The 19,070-nt window shown below is 59.3% G+C and carries 17 protein-coding genes; 12 read left to right on the top strand and 5 right to left on the bottom strand.

Translation table 11 applies throughout. The annotated features are described in order from the left end of the window. The first annotated feature begins 17 nt into the window (after nt 1-17). The 10 genes from bioB (at nt 18) to RHM55_RS12865 (ending at nt 12,502) form a co-directional block, all read left to right on the top strand. Nucleotides 18-1,076, top strand: coding sequence for a biotin synthase BioB (bioB, locus tag RHM55_RS12910; protein ID WP_219064559.1), 1,059 nt, complete (start codon nt 18-20; stop codon nt 1,074-1,076). 64 nt (nt 1,077-1,140) lie between these two features. Beyond that, a complete protein-coding gene (gene bioF, locus RHM55_RS12905) occupies nt 1,141-2,331 on the top strand; it encodes an 8-amino-7-oxononanoate synthase (RefSeq protein ID WP_322182597.1) in 1,191 nt (396 codons plus the stop codon). Further along, complete coding sequence (locus RHM55_RS12900) at nt 2,324-3,070, top strand: alpha/beta fold hydrolase (protein WP_322182595.1); 747 nt, start codon at nt 2,324-2,326, stop codon at nt 3,068-3,070. The genes bioF and RHM55_RS12900 overlap by 8 nt, the downstream gene beginning before the upstream one ends. Beyond that, nucleotides 3,063-3,887, top strand: a complete 825-nt coding sequence (bioC, locus tag RHM55_RS12895) for a malonyl-ACP O-methyltransferase BioC (RefSeq protein WP_322182593.1) — start codon at nt 3,063-3,065, stop codon at nt 3,885-3,887. Before RHM55_RS12900 ends, bioC begins: the two co-directional genes overlap by 8 nt. Nucleotides 3,888-3,902: 15 nt before the next feature. Beyond that, complete coding sequence (bioD, locus tag RHM55_RS12890) at nt 3,903-4,583, top strand: dethiobiotin synthase (RefSeq protein WP_322182591.1); 681 nt, start codon at nt 3,903-3,905, stop codon at nt 4,581-4,583. A gap of 199 nt (nt 4,584-4,782) precedes the next feature. After that, nucleotides 4,783-5,079 (top strand): pyrroloquinoline quinone biosynthesis protein PqqE, encoded by a 297-nt coding sequence (locus tag RHM55_RS12885; RefSeq protein WP_322182589.1) that lies wholly within the window; start codon nt 4,783-4,785, stop codon nt 5,077-5,079. Between the two features lie 321 nt (nt 5,080-5,400). Next, nucleotides 5,401-7,206 carry a phenylacyl-CoA dehydrogenase gene (locus RHM55_RS12880; RefSeq protein ID WP_219064565.1) on the top strand — a complete coding sequence of 602 codons (1,806 nt, stop codon included), beginning with the start codon at nt 5,401-5,403 and terminating at the stop codon, nt 7,204-7,206. A 193-nt stretch (nt 7,207-7,399) separates the two neighbouring features. Then, entirely contained in the window at nt 7,400-8,689 is a 1,290-nt protein-coding gene (locus tag RHM55_RS12875) for a GGDEF domain-containing protein (RefSeq protein ID WP_322182585.1), read from the top strand. Between the two features lie 89 nt (nt 8,690-8,778). Then, nucleotides 8,779-10,575, top strand: a complete 1,797-nt coding sequence (locus tag RHM55_RS12870; RefSeq protein WP_322182583.1) for an acyl-CoA dehydrogenase C-terminal domain-containing protein — start codon at nt 8,779-8,781, stop codon at nt 10,573-10,575. A gap of 148 nt (nt 10,576-10,723) precedes the next feature. After that, nucleotides 10,724-12,502, top strand: coding sequence for an acyl-CoA dehydrogenase C-terminal domain-containing protein (locus RHM55_RS12865; protein ID WP_322182581.1), 1,779 nt, complete (start codon nt 10,724-10,726; stop codon nt 12,500-12,502). Nucleotides 12,503-12,763: 261 nt separating this feature from the next. On the opposite strand, the gene RHM55_RS12860 is transcribed toward RHM55_RS12865, so the two are convergent. Beyond that, nucleotides 12,764-13,681, bottom strand: coding sequence for a LysR family transcriptional regulator (locus RHM55_RS12860; protein ID WP_322182579.1), 918 nt, complete (start codon nt 13,679-13,681; stop codon nt 12,764-12,766). 102 nt (nt 13,682-13,783) lie between these two features. On the opposite strand from RHM55_RS12860, the gene RHM55_RS12855 reads away from it, so the two are divergent. Both RHM55_RS12855 and RHM55_RS12850 read left to right on the top strand, forming a co-directional pair. Beyond that, entirely contained in the window at nt 13,784-14,482 is a 699-nt protein-coding gene (locus RHM55_RS12855) for an MOSC domain-containing protein (RefSeq protein WP_322182577.1), read from the top strand. Next, the gene (locus RHM55_RS12850) at nt 14,479-15,087 is read left to right on the top strand and encodes an aminotransferase class III-fold pyridoxal phosphate-dependent enzyme (protein WP_322182575.1); all 609 of its coding nucleotides are present in this window, start codon (nt 14,479-14,481) and stop codon (nt 15,085-15,087) included. Before RHM55_RS12855 ends, RHM55_RS12850 begins: the two co-directional genes overlap by 4 nt. On the opposite strand, the gene RHM55_RS12845 is transcribed toward RHM55_RS12850, so the two are convergent. From RHM55_RS12845 to pqqC, 4 genes are read right to left on the bottom strand one after another with little or no spacing between them, the layout of a single operon-like run. Further along, nucleotides 15,057-16,931 (bottom strand): S9 family peptidase, encoded by a 1,875-nt coding sequence (locus RHM55_RS12845; protein ID WP_322182573.1) that lies wholly within the window; start codon nt 16,929-16,931, stop codon nt 15,057-15,059. The two genes, RHM55_RS12850 and RHM55_RS12845, sit on opposite strands and share 31 nt — an antisense overlap. Further along, nucleotides 16,897-18,069, bottom strand: a complete 1,173-nt coding sequence (gene pqqE, locus RHM55_RS12840; RefSeq protein WP_374029324.1) for a pyrroloquinoline quinone biosynthesis protein PqqE — start codon at nt 18,067-18,069, stop codon at nt 16,897-16,899. The genes RHM55_RS12845 and pqqE overlap by 35 nt, the downstream gene beginning before the upstream one ends. Beyond that, nucleotides 18,041-18,316, bottom strand: coding sequence for a pyrroloquinoline quinone biosynthesis peptide chaperone PqqD (gene pqqD / locus RHM55_RS12835; protein WP_322182571.1), 276 nt, complete (start codon nt 18,314-18,316; stop codon nt 18,041-18,043). Before pqqD ends, pqqE begins: the two co-directional genes overlap by 29 nt. Continuing rightward, nucleotides 18,313-19,068 carry a pyrroloquinoline-quinone synthase PqqC gene (gene pqqC, locus RHM55_RS12830; RefSeq protein ID WP_322182569.1) on the bottom strand — a complete coding sequence of 252 codons (756 nt, stop codon included), beginning with the start codon at nt 19,066-19,068 and terminating at the stop codon, nt 18,313-18,315. The genes pqqD and pqqC overlap by 4 nt, the downstream gene beginning before the upstream one ends. Between the last annotated feature and the right edge of the window lie 2 nt (nt 19,069-19,070).

Genomic DNA, 19,070 nt, shown 5'->3' with positions numbered 1-19,070 from the left:
AAACGAGGAGCCGCCCAATGAGCGCCAGCATCACCGCCACTCTGCGTCACGACTGGACTTTAGCCGAGGTCAAAGCGCTGTTCGTACAGCCTTTCAATGACCTGTTGTTTCAGGCGCAGACCGTGCACCGCGCTCATTTCGATGCCAACCGCGTGCAGGTATCGACCCTGCTCTCGATCAAGACGGGCGCCTGCCCGGAAGATTGCAAATACTGTCCGCAGTCCGGCCACTACAACACCGGGCTGGAAAAAGAAAAATTGATGGAAGTGCAGAAAGTCCTGGAAGAGGCCGCACGCGCCAAGGCCATCGGCTCGACGCGCTTCTGCATGGGCGCGGCCTGGAAGCATCCATCGGCTAAAGACATGCCGTACGTGCTGGAGATGGTCAAAGGCGTGAAAGCCATGGGCCTGGAAACCTGCATGACCCTGGGGCGTCTCGACCAAGATCAAACCCAAGCGCTGGCCACCGCCGGTCTGGATTACTACAACCACAACCTGGACACCTCGCCGGAGTTCTACGGCAGCATCATCACCACCCGTACCTACGGCGAGCGTCTGGAGACGCTGGCCTATGTGCGTGAGTCCGGGATGAAAATCTGCTCCGGTGGCATTCTCGGCATGGGCGAGACCCTGGACGACCGTGCAGGGCTGCTGATTCAGTTGGCTAACCTGCCTGAGCATCCAGAATCGGTGCCCATCAATATGCTGGTCAAAGTTGCTGGCACGCCGCTGGAAAACGCCGATGACATCGACCCGTTCGATTTCATCCGGATGCTGGCCGTGGCGCGCATCCTCATGCCTCAGTCTCACGTGCGCTTGTCCGCTGGCCGCGAAGCGATGAACGAGCAGATGCAGGCCCTGGCCTTCTTCGCGGGTGCCAACTCGATTTTCTACGGCGACAAATTGCTGACCACCGCCAACCCTCAGGCGGACAAGGACATGCAGCTGTTCTCGCGTCTGGGCATCCTTCCTGAAGCGCGCGAAGGGCACGCGGACGAAGTGCATCAGGCGGCCATCGAGCAAGCGCTGGTCGAGCAAAAAAGCAGCGAGCTGTTCTACGACGCCGCGTCGGTCTGATCAACGTCGCCGAGCCGGTTTCGCTGGCTCGGCCTGATTCTCCCCATTAAACGTCGGAGCCTGCATGTCTTTCGATCTCCGCACGCGTCTGGCTGCTCGTCGCGCTGAACAGTTGTATCGCCACCGCCCTCTGTTACAAAGCCCACAAGGCCCTGAAGTGGTGGTCGATGGTCAGCCCTTGTTGGCCTTTTGCAGCAACGATTATCTGGGCCTGGCCAATCACCCTGATGTGGTTGCCGCCTGGCGAGCAGGTGCTGAACGCTGGGGCGTGGGCGGTGGTGCTTCGCATTTGGTGATCGGCCACAGCAGCCCGCACCATGAACTCGAAGAAGCCCTTGCCGACCTGACCGGTCGTCCTCGTGCCTTGCTGTTTTCCAATGGCTACATGGCCAACCTGGGTGCCGTGACGGCGCTGATCGGGCAGGGCGATACGGTGTTGGAAGATCGCCTTAACCACGCCTCTTTGCTCGATGCCGGCTTACTCAGCGGTGCGCGGTTTTCACGTTACCTGCACAACGACGGGAGCAGCCTTGCCGCGCGCCTGGAGAAAGCCAGCGGTAATACGCTGGTGGTCACTGATGGCGTGTTCAGCATGGACGGCGACCTGGCCGATCTGCCAGCGTTGGCGCAAGCGGCGAAGGCCAAAGGCGCCTGGTTGATGGTTGACGACGCCCATGGGTTTGGCCCGTTGGGCGCCACCGGGGCGGGGATCGTCGAGCACTTCGGCTTGAGCCTGGAGGACGTGCCGGTATTGGTCGGCACGCTCGGCAAAGCGTTCGGCACGGCCGGGGCATTTGTCGCGGGCAGTGACGATTTGATCGAAACCCTGATCCAGTTCGCCCGGCCCTACATTTACACCACCAGCCAACCGCCTGCGCTGGCCTGCGCCACGCTGAAAAGCCTTGAGCTGTTGCGCACTGAGCATTGGCGTCGGGAGCATCTGACGCGTTTGATTCAGCAGTTCCGTAGCGGTGCCGAGCAGATCGGCCTGCAACTGATGGACAGCTTCACCCCGATCCAGCCGATCCTGATTGGCGACAGTGGCTGCGCCTTGCGCCTGTCGCAGATGCTGCGTGAGCGCGGCCTGCTGGTGACCGCGATTCGCCCGCCTACCGTGCCCGCCGGCAGTGCGCGTTTGCGCGTGACCTTGTCCGCGGCTCACAGCCAGGCGCAAGTGCAGCTATTGTTAAGTGCATTGGCGCAGTGTTACCCGCTGCTCGACACATGCGAATCGGTGGAAGCAGGCCATGCGTGATCGTCTTGTTTTGCTATCGGGCTGGGGTCTCGGGATCTCGCCGCTGGAGCCGTTGGCTGCTGCTTTACGCGGTCTGGACGAACATTTGCGGGTTGAAGTAGAGCCGCTACCCGAGTTCGACGTGTCCGCTTTCGGAAACGTCGAGCTGAGTGAGCTGCTCGATGAACTGGACGCCACGTTGCCGGATAACGCATGGCTTGGCGGCTGGTCGCTCGGTGGCATGCTGGCAGCGGAACTGGCTGCGCGCCGCGGCGATCGTTGCTGTGGTTTGCTGACGTTTGCCAGCAACACCTGTTTTGTATCGCGTGACGCCTGGCCCAGCGCGATGCCGCCCGAGGACTTCGATGCGTTTCTTGCAGGGTGCAGCGCCGATCCCTTGGGCACGCTCAAGCGCTTCAGCCTGTTGTGCGTGCAAGGTGCCGAAGACCCGCGCGGTCTGGCGCGCCTGCTGTATGCCGGTGCACCCCACACCCCGGCTGACGTGCTGCTCAATGGCTTGAAGTTGCTGGGGCAGCTCGATACCCGGCTTGCCTTACAGGCCTATCGTGGTCCGCAACTGCACCTGTTCGCGGGCCTTGATGCGCTGGTACCGGCAGAGGCTGCCAGTGATGTGCTGACCCTGCTGCCTGATGTCGAGGTTGGCCTGATCGAAGAGGCCAGTCATGCGTTCATCTTGGAAAATCCCCGCGGAGTGGCTGCGGCAATTCAGGCCTTTTTGCATGAGTCGGGTGATGACTGATTTATCCTGTTTCAAACAACCAAACACCACCCTGTCCGGTGCCTTGCCCGACAAGCGTCAGGTTGCCGCGTCCTTTTCCCGTGCAGCGGCCAGCTACGACAGCGTCGCCGAATTGCAGCGCGCCGTGGGCAGCGAACTGCTCGCACGCTTGCCGCCTCCGCTGAACCCATCGCGCTGGCTGGACCTGGGCAGCGGCACTGGTTATTTCAGTCGCGCGCTGGCTGAACATTTCACCCAGAGCGAAGGCCTCGCGCTGGATATCGCCGAAGGCATGTTGCGTCATGCGCGTCCATCGGGCGGGGCGCAGCACTTTGTCGCCGGTGATGCCGAGCGCCTGCCGTTGGTGGATCAAAGCTGTGGGCTGATTTTTTCCAGCCTTGCGGTGCAGTGGTGCGCGGACTTTGCTGCGGTGCTCAGCGAAGCGCGGCGTGTGCTGCAACCGGGGGGCGTGTTGGCGTTTGCTAGCCTGTGTGTCGGCACCTTATATGAGCTGCGCGAAAGCTGGCAGGCGGTGGACGGCCTGGTGCACGTTAACCATTTCCGCCCGCTCGACGACTATCAACAGCTGTGCGCGGCCAGTGGCTTGCGGGTGCGAAGCCTCGAAGTGCAGCCCCATGTCCTGCATTACCCGGACGTGCGCAGCCTGACTCATGAGCTGAAAGCCCTCGGCGCGCACAACCTCAACCCTGGCCGACCCGGTGGTTTGACCGGACGCGCGCGCATACTGGGATTGATCGACGCGTATGAGCATTTTCGCCAGAGTGAAGGGCTGCCGGCCACTTACCAAGTGGTCTACGCGGTGTTGGAAAAACCTTGAACGTAAGGCACTGAGATGAACAGTTCATACTTCATCGCGGGTACCGACACTGACATCGGTAAAACCACTATTGCCGCCGGGCTGCTGTATGCCGCCCGCCAATCAGGGTTGAGCACGGCAGCGGGCAAACCGGTAGCGTCGGATTGCGTTGTTAGCCCCGAGGGCCTGCGCAACGCCGATGCACAGGCACTGCTGGCGGAGTGCTCAGTGGCGCTGACCTATGAAGAGGTGAACCCGGTGGCATTCGAGCCGGCCATCGCTCCCCATTTGGCGGCGCGCGAAGCGGGCGTGGCATTGACCGTACAATCTCTGCTGGAACCCATGCGCTATCTATTGAGCAAGGGTGCAGACTTCACCCTGATTGAAGGGGCTGGGGGCTGGCGCGTGCCGCTCGCCGACCAGAGTAATCTGTCCGATCTCGCAAAGGCACTGCAATTGCCCGTGATTTTGGTAGTCGGGGTGCGTCTGGGTTGCATCAACCACGCACTGTTGACCGCCGAAGCCATCGCCCGGGACGGCCTGCAGCTGGCGGGCTGGGTCGCCAACATTATCGATGGCAAGACGGCTCGCCTGGAAGAAAACCTCGCCACCCTGGCCGAACGCTTGCCAGCGCCGTGCCTGGGACGCGTGCCTCGGCTGAAAAAACCGACGGCTGAGGCCGTGGCGGAATTTCTTCATCTGGAGTTGCTGGATTAAGGGGCGACCTGAGGGGCTCACGCCGTCTATCGCAGCCTTCGGCAGCGCCTACAATTGACCGGGTTTGCTGCGCGACAGTGCTGCGTCAAAAGTACTTTGACTATCGTGCGGCCAATTGCTATTAGTCTTTTTGTCGGGCCTTTTAGGTTTCAGTCTGCTTCAATGACCGGGTTCGCTTTATGAACTGAGGGACCGTCGTATGGAAATCTCCGGAAACACTGCTTTCTACTCGGGCCTGAGCAGCATTCAGGGCGGGCAGGCGCGTGTCGATCAAGCGGCCAGCCAGATCGCCCAAAACGGGGTCGAAACCTCCGCGAATAACCAGTCGTCCAACTACCAGGCTGACCGCCTGCATTCGGTTGATCGCAGCCGGCAAACCGACCTGGCCTCCAGTGCGGTGGAATTGTCTATGGGCAAGATCCAGGCAGATCTCGGGGTCAAGGTTGCCAAGGCTTCCGATGAAGTGCTTGGCACGCTGATCGATACCCACGCTTGAATTCAGTCCTTTCGGTGCGCGCCCGCGCACCGCGATACACCCCTACCTCTTTTACGCTCAACTAAAATTTCTTTTTCGAGACTGCTCGGCATAGTCGTCTTGAGCGTGCTTGTCTGCGGCTGCGGACCTTTGCGCGCGGGATGTACAGCCCATCGGCGATGAATGGCTCGCTTGCTAAGCTTGACAAGGTTTGGTCGTAAACGTATGTTTCAAACAACTGTTTGACCGCTAGGCAACTTGAGATTGTCAGGTGGTTGGGGAAATCCCCACAGCGACCGATCGGTCATTCATTCCAGGATTCATCAGCAGAGGTTTATCGCTATGCCTGACTACAAGGCCCCCTTGCGTGATATTCGCTTCGTTCGTGACGAACTGCTCGGTTATGAAGCGCATTATCAAAGCCTGCCGGCTTGCCAGGACGCTACTCCAGACATGGTTGACGCCATTCTTGAGGAAGGCGCCAAGTTTTGTGAGCAGGTGTTGGCTCCGCTGAATCGTGTCGGCGACACCGAAGGGTGCACCTGGAGCGAGTCCGGCGTGAAAACCCCGTCGGGTTTCAAGCAGGCTTATCAACAATTCGTGGAAGGCGGCTGGCCAAGCCTGGCTCATGACGTCGAGCATGGCGGCCAAGGCCTGCCTGAGTCGCTGGGTCTGGCAGTCAGTGAAATGGTTGGCGAAGCCAACTGGTCGTGGGGGATGTACCCAGGCCTGTCTCATGGCGCGATGAACACCATTTCCGAGCACGGCACCGAAGAACAGCAGCAGGCTTACCTGACCAAGCTGGTTTCCGGCGAATGGACCGGCACCATGTGTCTGACCGAATCGCACTGCGGTACCGATTTGGGCATGTTGCGCACCAAAGCCGAACCTCAGGCTGACGGTTCCTACAAAGTTACGGGCACCAAAATCTTCATTTCTGCTGGCGAACACGACATGGCCGACAACATCGTCCATATCGTGCTGGCACGTCTGCCGGACGCACCGGCTGGCACCAAAGGTATCTCGCTGTTCATCGTGCCGAAGTTTCTGCCAAACGCTGACGGCAGCATCGGCGCTCGCAACGCCGTGAACTGTGGCTCCCTCGAACACAAAATGGGCATCCACGGTAACGCGACCTGCGTGATGAACTTCGACGCGGCCACCGGTTTCCTGATCGGCCAGGCGAACAAAGGCCTGAACTGCATGTTCACCTTTATGAACACCGCGCGTTTGGGCACTGCGTTGCAAGGCTTGGCTCACGCCGAGATCGGCTTCCAGGGCGGCCTGAAATATGCGCGTGATCGCCTGCAAATGCGTTCTTTGACTGGCCCGAAAGCGCCGGAAAAAGCCGCCGACCCGATCATCGTGCACCCTGATGTACGTCGCATGCTGTTGACCATGAAAGCCTTCGCCGAAGGCAACCGTGCGATGGTGTACTTCACTGCCAAGCTGGTCGACATCGTCAAGTACGGCCAGGACGCTGAACAGAAGAAACAAGCAGACGCCCTGTTGGCGTTCATGACCCCGATTGCCAAGGCCTTCATGACAGAAGTGGGCTTCGAGTCTGCTAACCATGGTGTGCAGATCTATGGTGGCCACGGCTTCATCGCCGAGTGGGGCATGGAGCAGAACGTTCGCGACAGCCGTATTTCCATGCTGTACGAAGGCACCACCGGTATTCAGGCGTTGGACCTGCTCGGCCGTAAAGTGTTGATGACCCAAGGCGAAGCGCTCAAGGGCTTCACCAAGATCGTCCACAAGTTCTGCCAGACCAACGAAGGCAACGAAGCAGTCAAAGAGTTCGTCGAGCCGTTGGCTGCGCTGAACAAAGAATGGGGCGAGCTGACCATGAAGGTCGGTATGGCGGCCATGAAAGATCGCGAAGAAGTCGGTGCTGCGTCGGTGGATTACCTGATGTATTCCGGTTATGCATGCCTGGCTTATTTCTGGGCTGACATGGCACGTCTGGCGGCGGAAAAGCTCGCTGCCGGTACCAGCGAAGAAGCGTTCTACACAGCCAAGCTGCAAACAGCACGTTTCTACTTCCAGCGCATTCTGCCGCGTACCCGTACACACGTTGTGACCATGCTGTCGGGTGCAAACAACCTGATGGACATGAAAGAAGAAAACTTCGCTCTGGGTTACTAAACCCTCGCGCAGCCTCTGAAAAGCCGCTTCTCCTATGGGGGAAGCGGCTTTTTTACGTTCAGATTTCCCCGATGTGGCCGCTAACAAAGACTTGAGCATGTTTTTGAGCCATTTGAGTGCTTAACGCAGGCAGTGCAGGCACAATGCCATCTGTCGATATTTCTATTGTTACGCCGGGTAGGAGTCATCCCCCTTGCCGCGTTTTTCTCCCGTACGTTTTAGTCATTTCCTGCCATCGTTGTTGCTGTTGGTTGCGGGGCTTGCTGCTGCGTACGTGAAGGACCTCAACGTCTTCTTCACTTCGCTGTTCAACGTGCTGCCAACCCTGGTTCTGTTATTGGGTGGTGCTTACTGCGGGGTCTATCGGCGTCAGCGCGAGCTGTTTCTGATGATCACGGTCTACACCGCCTACTTCCTGCTCGACACCCAGACCGATTATTACCGAGACAATGGCAAGGTGCGTGAAGACGCTGCCGTGGTCTTTCACCTGTGCTGCCTGTTGCTGCCGCTGTTGTTCGGTGTGTTCGCTGCATGGGAGGAGCGCACCCATTTGTTCCGCGATCTGGTGGCCCGCTTTGCCGTATTGTTCGCGGTTGGTAGTGTCGCCCTGGCGTTGGAGCAAAGTTATCCACAGGCGCTGCTGAACTGGCTGGCGCTGATCCGCTGGCCAGCCCTGCATGGCAACTGGATGAGCCTGATTCAGTTGGCGTACCCGGTATTTTTTGCGAGCTTCGTCTTGTTGACGGTGCAATACCTGCGCAAACCGCGTCCGTTGCACGCTGCTCAGATAGTGGGTTTGGTGGGATTGTTCTGGGCGCTGCCAAAAACATTCATTCTGCCGTTCACCCTGAATGTCATGTGCAGCCAGGTGATGCTGATGATTGCTGCGGCCGTTGCACATGAGGCTTATCAAATGGCCTTTCGCGATGAGCTCACCGGACTGCCTGGTCGTCGTGCGCTTAATGAGCGCATGCAGCGCCTGGGGCGTAATTATGTGTTGGCGATGACCGACGTCGATCACTTCAAGAAATTCAACGACACCCATGGGCATGACGTCGGTGATCAGGTGCTGCGTCTGGTGGCCAGCAAGTTGTCGAAAGTCACTGGCGGTGGTCGTGCCTACCGCTATGGCGGTGAAGAATTTGCCGTGGTGTTCGCGGGCAAGACGCTGGAAGAATGCATGCCCCACCTGGAGGCGATCCGCGAAGCCATCGCCACATACAACATTCATCTACGCAATCAGGATCGTCCACAAGACGATCAACAGGGTCGTCAACGCAGAAGCAGTGCCCAGGCGAGCAGCGTTTCGGTGACCGTCAGTATCGGTGTCGCCGAACGGCAAGTGGACCACCGAACTGCCGAGGAAGTCCTCAAGTCTGCCGACCAGGCGCTCTACAGTGCCAAAGGTGCAGGGCGCAATTGCGTGATGTTCCACGGCCAGAGCCGCAGCGGCGCAGTGCGGATGGCTGGCGCTGGCGGTTGAGTGATGACGGCGCATTCAGCGTCTCTAGTGTGGTTGTTCGGGTCAGGTCTGCGCAGTAGGTTGACGCATCTGCTGCCGGAGAAAAAACCATGCCTGACTATAAAGCTCCCCTGCGCGATATGCGCTTTCTGATCGACTACGTTTTTGACTTTCCAGCTCATTACGCAAGGCTCGGAGCTGACGACGCGAGCCCGGATATGGTCAGCGCAATCCTTGAAGAAGGGGCCAAATTCTGCGAACAGGTGCTGTCGCCGCTGAACCGGTCTGGCGATGAAGAAGGCTGTCATTTCGATCAGGGCGTGGTCACCACACCCAAGGGCTTCAAGGAAGCGTTTGCCCAATACGTCGAGGGCGGCTGGCACGGCCTGGCAGCGGATCCGGCTTATGGCGGGCAGGGGCTGCCATTGTCTCTGGGCTTGGTCATCAGCGAAATGATCGGGTCGAGTAATACGTCCTGGGGGATGTACCCCGGCTTGACCCATGGCGCGATGTCGGCGATCCATACCCACGGCACTGACGCGCAGAAACAGACCTACCTGAGCAAGCTGACTGAAGGTCAATGGACCGGGACTATGTGCCTGACTGAAGCCCACTGCGGTACCGACCTGGGCATCATCAAAACCCGGGCCGTACCGCAAGCGGATGGCAGCTACGCCGTGTCCGGCAGCAAGATTTTTATCTCCGCTGGCGAACACGACATGAGCCAGAATATCGTGCACCTGGTACTGGCGAAACTGCCGGATGCACCGGCGGGCACCAAAGGCATCTCGCTGTTCATTGTGCCCAAGTTCTTGCCGGACGCCGCAGGCGACGCGGGCCAGCGCAACGGCGTGTCGTGTGGTTCGATCGAACACAAGATGGGGATCAAGGCGTCGGCCACCTGCGTGCTCAACTTCGACAGCGCCACCGGTTACCTGATCGGCGAGGCCAACAAGGGCCTCAACTGCATGTTCACCATGATGAACCACGCACGCCTGGGCACGGGGATGCAGGGCTTGTGCCTGGGCGAAGCCAGCTTCCAGGGTGCGATAAAATACGCCAATGAACGTTTACAGATGCGTGCGCTGACCGGCCCCAAAGCGCCGGATAAGGTCGCTGATCCGATCATTGTCCACCCTGATGTTCGCCGCATGTTGCTGACCATGAAAGCCTTCAACGAAGGCAATCGCGCACTGACGTACATGACTGCCCAGTTGCTCGATACCGCACACATGAGCAGCGACGCGGGTCAGCGCGAGGAGGCGGAAAACCTGTTGGCGTTCCTCACGCCGATCTGCAAAGCGTTCATGACCGAGACCGGCCTGGAAGTGACCAACCATGGCATGCAGGTCTTCGGCGGCCACGGCTATATTCGTGAGTGGGGCATGGAGCAGTTGGTGCGCGACTGTCGGATTGCACCCATTTATGAAGGCACCAACGGCATTCAGGCCCTCGATTTGCTCGGCCGCAAAGTATTGGGCAGCCAAGGAAAACTGCTGCGTGGCTTCACCAAAATCGTCCACACATTTTGCGAAGCCAATGCCGGGCATCCACAGCTCAAGGGCTTCGTTGCGCAGTTGAGTGGATTAAACAAACAGTGGGGCGAACTGACCACCCACATCGGCATGGCGGCCATGAAAAATCCGGACGAAGTGGGCGCAGCTGCGCAGGATTACCTGATGTACAGCGGCTATATCATTCTTGGGTACCTGTGGTTGCGCATGGCACTGGTGGCTCAGACTCAGCTGGAGGACGGCAGCGGCGAGGCGGATTATTGCCAGGCCAAGCTGGCGACCTGCTCGTTCTACTTCAAGCGTTTGTTGCCGCGCACCGGTGCCCACCAAGCGGCCATCGAGGCGGGCAGTGATTGCCTGATGCAGTTGCCCGCGCAGCTGTTCGCCTTGTAATCCCTAGCCGGTCGTGAGCGCGGCATCGCCTCAATAAGCATGACCAAAAATTACAAATTGGTCATGCTTTGACCCTATGTGTCGCAAATGGTGTTCGGTTACACTTGATGTCTCCGTTACACCGGCTCAATTTTTTGCGAGGTTTGCCATGGCTGACTACAAAGCGCCCCTGCGTGATATGCGCTTCGTCCTTAATGAAGTTTTCGAGGTTGCCACGCTTTGGGCTCAGCTGCCGGCGTTGGCCGAAACAGTGGACGCCGACACGGTAGAGGCCATTCTCGAAGAGGCGGGTAAAGTCACCAGCAAAAGCATCGCGCCGCTCAGTCGGAGTGGCGATGAAGAGGGCTGCCACTGGAATGACGGCGTCGTGACCACTCCGGCCGGATTCCCCGAGGCTTATCAGACGTACGCTGACGGTGGTTGGGTCGGTGTCGGTGGTGACCCGGCGTTCGGCGGCATGGGCATGCCCAAAGTAGTGTCGGCTCAGGTCGAAGAAATGATCAATTCCTCAAGCCTGGCGTTCGGTTTGTATCCGATGCTGACATCCGGTGCGTGTGTCTCGATCAACACCCATGCCAGCGAAGCGCTCAAGGCCACTTATCTGCCGAATATGTACTCTGGGGTCTGGGCCGGTTCCATGTGCCTGACCGAGTCCCATGCCGGTACCGATCTGGGGATTATTCGCACCAAAGCCGATCCTCAGGCCGACGGCTCCTACACAATCAGCGGCACCAAGATATTCATCACGGGCGGCGAGCACGACCTGACTGAAAACATCATCCATTTGGTCCTGGCCAAGCTGCCAGATGCGCCAGCAGGCCCGAAAGGCATCTCGCTGTTCCTGGTGCCCAAGTTCATGGTCAATGCCGACGGGACTCTGGGTGAGCGTAACCCGGTCAGCTGTGGCTCCATCGAACACAAAATGGGTATTCAGGCGTCCGCTACCTGTGTGATGAACTTCGATGCGGCGGTCGGTTATCTCGTGGGTGAACCTAACAAAGGCCTGGCGGCCATGTTCACCATGATGAACTACGAGCGTCTGGGTGTCGGTATCCAGGGCCTGGCCTCCGGCGAGCGTTCGTACCAGAACGCTATCGAATATGCCCGCGACCGCCTACAAAGTCGCTCGCCGACCGGCGCTAAAGCCAAGGATAAAATCGCCGATCCGATCATTGTTCACCCCGATGTGCGCCGCATGCTGTTGACCATGAAAGCCTCCAACGAAGGCGGTCGTGCGTTCTCCACTTACGTGGCCATGCAACTGGATATCGCCAAGTTCAGCGAAGACGCTGCAGCGCGTAAACGTGCCGATGATCTGGTGGCGTTGCTGACGCCAGTGGCGAAGGCGTTCCTGACCGATCTCGGGCTGGAAACCACAGTGCACGGTCAGCAAGTGTTCGGCGGCCACGGCTTCATTCGTGAGTGGGGCCAGGAGCAACTGGTCCGCGACGTGCGGATCACCCAGATCTACGAGGGTACTAACGGTATCCAGGCGCTGGACCTGGTCGGGCGCAAAATCGTGGGCAACGGCGGTGCGTACTACACGCTCTTCGCTGACGAAATTCGTCAGTTCACCGCCGGTGCCGGCAGCGAGCTGGCCGAATTCACCAAGCCGTTGAACGCTGCACTCGATACCCTCGATGAACTGACGCATTGGGTACTGGAGCAATCCAAAGATAACCCCAACGAAATCGGCGCTGCATCGGTCGAGTACCTGCACGCTTTCGGCTACACCGCCTACGCCTACATGTGGGCCTTGATGGCCAAGGCGGCGTTCGGTAAAGAAACCCGGGAAGACTTCTACGCCAGCAAACTGGGAACTGCGCGTTTCTACTTCGCCCGTCTGCTGCCGCGTATTCAGTCCTTGAGCGCGTCGGTCAAGGCTGGCAGTGAAACGCTGTTCCTGCTCGAGGCTTCGCAGTTTTGATTTCGGGTCGGACAGGTCTGACGCAATGTAAGCATTTGCTTACATGACGTGCTGCTGTTTGCCCCTATCGTTTGTATGGATCCAAAGCTAATCTACTTCACATGGACGTAGCGCAGGAAGCGCATAAAACACAACACGGACACGTAAGGATTCCTGCCAGGATGGCGGGGCGAAAAGGATGTCAGGGAAACAGTCTGCAAAGCCCCGCTTCGGCGGGGTTTTCTTTTTGTGCGCGATTTAGCGTCACTCGCCTGATAGATGTCAGCTCAGCTCATCCAGCGACACCGGCAGGCCCGGACGTCCATTGACCACTTCCTCCATCAATGAACGCAGCAGTTCCAGCGTCGGCTGTTGACGTTGCGCATCGCGGAAAACCAATCCAACCTTGAGCGGCACCCGCGGTTCTGTCAGCGGTTTCCAAAGCAGCCCCGGGTTTTCCTGAGTTTGCTGCACGCGCCCCGGTAATACCGTCGCCAACGTGGTATTGAGCAGGCTGTCGAGTATGCCTGACATGCTATTGAGTTCCGCCTGCACATGCGGCCTGCGTCCCAGGTTAGCCAGTTGTGCCTGCCAGATTTGCCGCACCTGATACTCTTCGCCCAGCAACAGCATCGGCAGTTCCGCCGCCTGACTTAGCGATACCTTCTTGAACTCGCGCAGCGGGTGGTTGGCGGGGATGACCAACTGTAACTCGTCTTCATAGAGCAACAAGCTGTGCAAGCCGGGTTGATGCGCAGGCAGAAAGCTGATGCCGATGTCCAGCGCCCCATTGAGCAGGCGCCGTTCGATCTCCAGTCCGGACAGCTCGTAGATGTGCACCACCAAATGCGGCTGCGCCTTGCGTACGCGCTCGAGTAACTGTGGCACCAGGCCCAGCACCGTTTGCAGCACGCCAATCGCCAAGGTATGTGCCGACTGCCCTTTGAAGTTACGCAGTGCATCGCGGGCGCGTTGCATGCCGTCGAGCAAAGGCAGGGCGTGATTGTAAAGCGTATGTGCGGCCAGGGTCGGCACCAGACGCTTGCTGCTGCGTTCGAACAGGCTGACATCAAGGGTGTGTTCGAGCTGACGAATCTGCTGCGAAAGCGCCGGCTGCGACAGTGAAAGTCGCTCCGCGGCCCGTCCGACGTGGCCTTCTTCATATACAGCGACAAAATACCGCAGCTGCCGAAAATCCATAAGTAAATCTTATCGAAAATGCTGGGAAATCGAAATGGCTGTGAGCCCCTAGGAAGCCTAGTCTACGCCCATTCCACGAGGCTTACAGGGCCAGAAATTTCGATGAATAGCGTGTATGTCGAAGGCGTTTACATAGGGAAAGCAAAAAACCTTGGTCATGGATTGGTCATTGATATCGATAAACAGCGGCTCGAACGCCGAACTTGGCTCTGGCCACAAGGCCTGGGATGTGATGAGCATGGCGATCCGCGCTTTCATACCGGGCCAGAACGCGCGCTGCATCATTATCCCGCCGAACACTATGCCTACTGGCGCACGCTTTATCCGCACATCGACTGGAGCGCCCCGGCGTTTGGCGAAAACCTCTCCACCCTTGGCTTGACCGAAGAGCACGCCTGCCTGGGCGACATGTTCCGCTGGGGCACGGCGCTGCTGCAGATCAGTCAGCCGCGCTCGCCGTGTTATCGCTTGAGCCAGCGCTGGGGTCTGCAAGACATGCCGCAACAGGCGCAAGACAGTGGTCGCTGTGGCTGGTTTTACCGGGTGCTCAAACCCGGGTTCGTCAGTGCGAGCGATCCTTTCGAGCTGGTTCAGCGCAGCTACCCCGGCTTGACCGTGGCGTGGGCCTTGCGCAGTTTCTACACGGAGCCGCTGGAGCGTGCGGGTCTGAAAAAACTGGTGGATTGCCCCGCACTCGCTTCGCGCTGGCGTGATATTGCGCTCAAGCGCTTACGCACCGGGCAGGTCGAAGACTGGACCGACCGCCTGCTGGGGCTTCCGCTGGTGGGGTTGCGGGCATGAACGTGTTCAAGCTGTTGTTTGGCCGTCTGGAACAGAATGACGCGGGTATCGAGCTGGAACCGGAAAGCGCTGATGCGTACGCGGGACTCAGTCTGGGTGAGCGCTTGCGCTGCAGTACGGCCAGCGATCAGGTGCTTATCGTCGAGACTGCCGCCGAGGCCCGGGAGGTGGCAATCAGGCTGACAAGCACTTGGGGTCAGGAGCATCGCCGCGGTGCCTTCGGGATCATTTCGTCGGGCAGCTGCAGACCGAATGCGATCAACGTTCCATTCAATGATCTGGCGGCGCTGCATGCCGCTGTCGACGCGCAGACTGTTGCGATCATTTTGGAGCCGATTCGCGGCGGCCACGAAAGCCTGGCCGCGACCCGTGCGTACTTTCAGGGTGTCGCCCAGCTGTGTCGCGAGTTGAAGATCCTGTTGATTCTCGATGAAACCCTGACGGGTATGGGCCGTCGCGAAACGCTGCTGTGTGAAACATGTTGCGGGATCCGCGCCGACATCATCGTCCTGGGCTGCGCGGTGGAAGGCAGCAGGCCGGTGGCGGCGGTATTGGCCCGCTCGACCGCTTCAAGTCACGAGCGCCGGGATGTTGTTGCGGCTTGAGGGGCCTGCACCGTGTCGCAGCTGTCGATGACATCGCGATAAAACCGCCATTCCTCTTCCAGCGCATGGGCCTGGTTCGCCGCCTTGCGAAAACCGTGGCGCTCGTCGAGGTAGAAGTGGGCTTCGGCGCGGATATTATTGTCCAGCAAGGCCTTAAGCATGTCGCGGGTCTGCGCGGGCACCACCACCGTATCCAGTTCGCCCTGAAAGAAGATCACCGGCACGCTGATCTCGCTGGCGTGCAGTAGCGGGGTACGGGCCTGGTAGCGCTCTATGTCTTTCTCGGGATCGCCGATCAGCCAATCCAGATAATCCGCCTCGAATTTGTGAGTCACAAGGCCTAGCGCAATCGGATCACTGACGCCGTACAAACTCGCCCCTGCGCGAAACACCCGACGGAACGCCAGCGCACACAGGGTGGTGTAGCCGCCCGCACTGCCGCCTCGAATGAAGGCCTGATCAGGGTTGATCATCGACCGTTCGGCGAGGTATGCGACCACAGCACAGGCGTCGTCGACGTCGGCTTCGCCCCAGTTCAAATGCAGGCTTTGCCGATAGGCGCGACCATAACCGGTACTGCCACGGTAGTTGAGGTCGGCGACAGCGAATCCGCGCTGACTCCAGTATTGGATACGCGGATCCAGGACCGGATAACAGGCCGACGTCGGGCCGCCATGAATGAACACCACCAAGGGTGGTTTTTGCTCACCGGTCATGGCCGGGTAGAAAAAGCCATGAGCCTCGCCGGTGCTGCTTGGGTAGCGCAGCGCTTGAGGGCGGCTGATGCGCTCGGCGGGCAGCGGCGCAACACCACCGGCCAGCACCTGCACGCGATGGTCCTTGCGCTGGATGGCCAGAACGGCTGAAGGGCTGATCGCCGAGGCCGCGATGCAGTAGATAAACTGCTCATCCACGGCCAGGCTGCGGAAGCGGCTGTAATCGCCAGTGAAATCCTCCAACGTGCCGTCGGCATGACACATACCCAGTCGGCCAAAACCCTCTTCGGACCAGCTCGCCAGATAATCGCCGTTATCCAGCGGCAGCCAGGTGCTGCCGCCCAATTGCCACGGCGCGGGGGAGTGATCAGCCCTGGCAGCAGGAAGCGCCGCGAGGCCGGTGGGCGTCTCGCCCCACGGCTGCCAGAATCCATCGCGATCAGTCAGGCAAAACAGGCGGTCCTGGGCATCGAAGCGCGGTTGTTGCAGAGACTCCTCGGTGACATCCCCGGCAACACAGTGTGCTCGTCCCCAATGGCCATCGGTCTGGCGTTCTGCGCACATCAACCGGGTCGAGGTCCATGGCTGATGCGGGCGTTGCCACTCGATCCAGGCCAGGCGCTTACCGATGGGACCAAGGGTCGGCGCAGCATAGAAATCAGCGCCTTCAGCCAGCAGATGGCGTTGACCGTCCGCGATATCGAGGGCGACCAAACGATGGGTGTCGTGATCTTCTTCCACGGCCAGAATCTGACCGTTGGCAAATCGCAAATCGCCATAACGTTTGTTGCCACGGCTCAACAGCTCAGGGACGCTGTCATCGAACCGTTGGCGATATATTTGCTGATCAGCCTCATTGACGAACAGTACGGCGTCGTCGCTCAAGCAGAACGAACCACCGCCATATTCATAGACCCGACTGCGCACACTGAAACCGTCAGGCGTCAGGCATTGCGTCTGGCCCTGATGCCAGCGCCAGACGCGACAGGTGGCATCTTCAGGGCGGTATTCGTTCCAGAACAGGCCGGCCGGGCTGACCGCCAGTTCTGCGAAATCAACGCCCGCCGCCACTGCCTGCGCGGCACTTAAAAGCTCAGGATTTGATGATGAGGCGTGAGTTGCGTTCATTGCGGAAAGCCAGCTGCTCAATGGTCTGAGTAGCATACTCGGCTTCTTCGCGGGCCTGAATAATCATCCCGTGATGCTCCGATTTACTGCAGACCGGGTCGGCATTGCTGGCATCGCCGGTCAGCATAAAGGCCTGGCAACGGCATCCACCGAAGTCTTTTTCCTTCTCGTCGCAAGAACGGCAGGGCTCGGGCATCCAGTCATAACCACGGAAACGATTGAAGCCGAACGAGTCGTACCAGATGTGCTGCATGCTGTGATCGCGCACATTGGGAAACTGCACCGGCATCTGCCGCGCACCATGGCACGGCAGGGCGGTACCGTCCGGGGTCACGGTGAGGAAGATGCTGCCCCAGCCATTCATGCAGGCTTTTGGGCGCTCTTCGTAGTAATCCGGTGTGACGAAAATCAGTTTGCACGGGTGATTTTCTGCGGCCAGTTTGGCCCGGTATTCGTTGGTGACGCGCTCGGCACGCACCAGTTGCTCACGGGTCGGCAACAGGCCAACACGGTTGAGTTGCGCCCAGCCATAGAACTGGCAAGTGGCAAGCTCGACGAAGTCCGCTTCGAGTGCGATGCACAGCTCGATGATGCGGTCGATCTTGTCGATGTTGTGCCGGTGGGTGACAAAATTCAGCACCATCGGGTAGCCGTGGGCTTTCACTGCGCGGGCCATTTCCAGCTTCTGCGCAAAGGCTTTTTTCGAGCCGGCCAGCAGGTTGTTCACCTGCTCATCGCTGGCCTGGAAGCTGATCTGGATATGGTCCAGCCCGGCTTTTTTGAAGTCAGCGATCTTCTGTTCGGTCAAACCTATGCCGGAGGTGATCAGGTTGGTGTAGAAACCCAGCCGACGTGCTTCGGCAATCAGTTCTGCCAGGTCCTGACGCACCAGCGGTTCGCCGCCGGAAAAACCGATCTGCGCCGCGCCCATCTCCCGTGCTTCACGGAACACCTTGAACCACTCTTCGGTGGTCAGCTCTTGCCCTTGCGCGGCGAAATCCAGCGGGTTGGAGCAGTACGGGCATTGCAGCGGGCAGCGATACGTCAGCTCGGCCAGTAGCCATAAAGGCAAACCGGTTTCAGGCTTGGGCGGTAGTTGCTGCGTCAACTCAGATGAGTTCGATCCAGTGTTCAGCACGAGCGACCTCCATAAACTGCTCGACGTCTGCGCCGAGTTCGGGAAAGCCTGGGAACTGTTGGCCCAGCATCTCGATAATCACCACGACGCTGCGCTCGCCATCGATCAGGCCGCCAATGGCGCCGGCGCTTTCATTGAGTTTGATCATGCCTTCCGGGTACAGCAGCACATGACCTTTTTGCGCAGGCTCATACTGGAAACGATAGCCTTGGCGCCAGCGTGGCGTCAGGTGTTGATCGAAGCTCATAAGGCTATCCCCTTGTGCCAGACGCGCTGGTCGGTGACGCTGTGGTAGGGCGGGCGGTTCAGCTCATAGGCCATGCTCATGGCATCAAGCATGCTCCACAGTATGTCCAGTTTGAACTGCAAAATTTCCAGCATGCGCTGCTGGCCTTCGAACGTGGTGTAGTGCTGCAAGGTGATCGCCATCCCATGCTCCACGTCACGTCGGGCCTGACCCAGACGGGTACGGAAATACTCGTAACCGGTGGGGTCGATCCACGGATAGTGCTGCGGCCAGCTGTCCAGGCGCGACTGGTGGATCTGCGGCGCGAACAATTCGGTCAGCGAGCTGCTGGCGGCTTCCTGCCAATTGGCACGGCGGGCGAAGTTGACGTAGGCATCGACGGCGAAACGCACGCCGGGCAGGACCAATTCCTGCGAGCGCAACTGATCCGGGTCCAGCCCCACCGCCTGACCCAGACGCAGCCAGGCTTCGATGCCACCGTCTTCACCCGGCGCGCCGTCGTGATCGAGTAAACGCTGAATCCACTCGCGGCGCACTTCACGGTCCGGGCAGTTGGCCAGAATCGCGGCATCCTTGAGCGGGATGTTCACCTGGTAATAGAAGCGGTTGGCGACCCAGCCCTGAATCTGCTCACGGGTCGCACGGCCTTCGTACATCGCCACGTGGAACGGGTGATGGATATGGTAATACGCACCCTTGGCGCGCAGGGCCTGTTCGAATTCAGCGGGGGACAGCGCAGTGGCGTCGCTCATGT

This window comes from Pseudomonas sp. MH9.2, assembly GCF_034353875.1.
GTDB lineage: Bacteria > Pseudomonadota > Gammaproteobacteria > Pseudomonadales > Pseudomonadaceae > Aquipseudomonas.
This window is presented reverse-complemented; position numbering and strand designations above follow the sequence as displayed.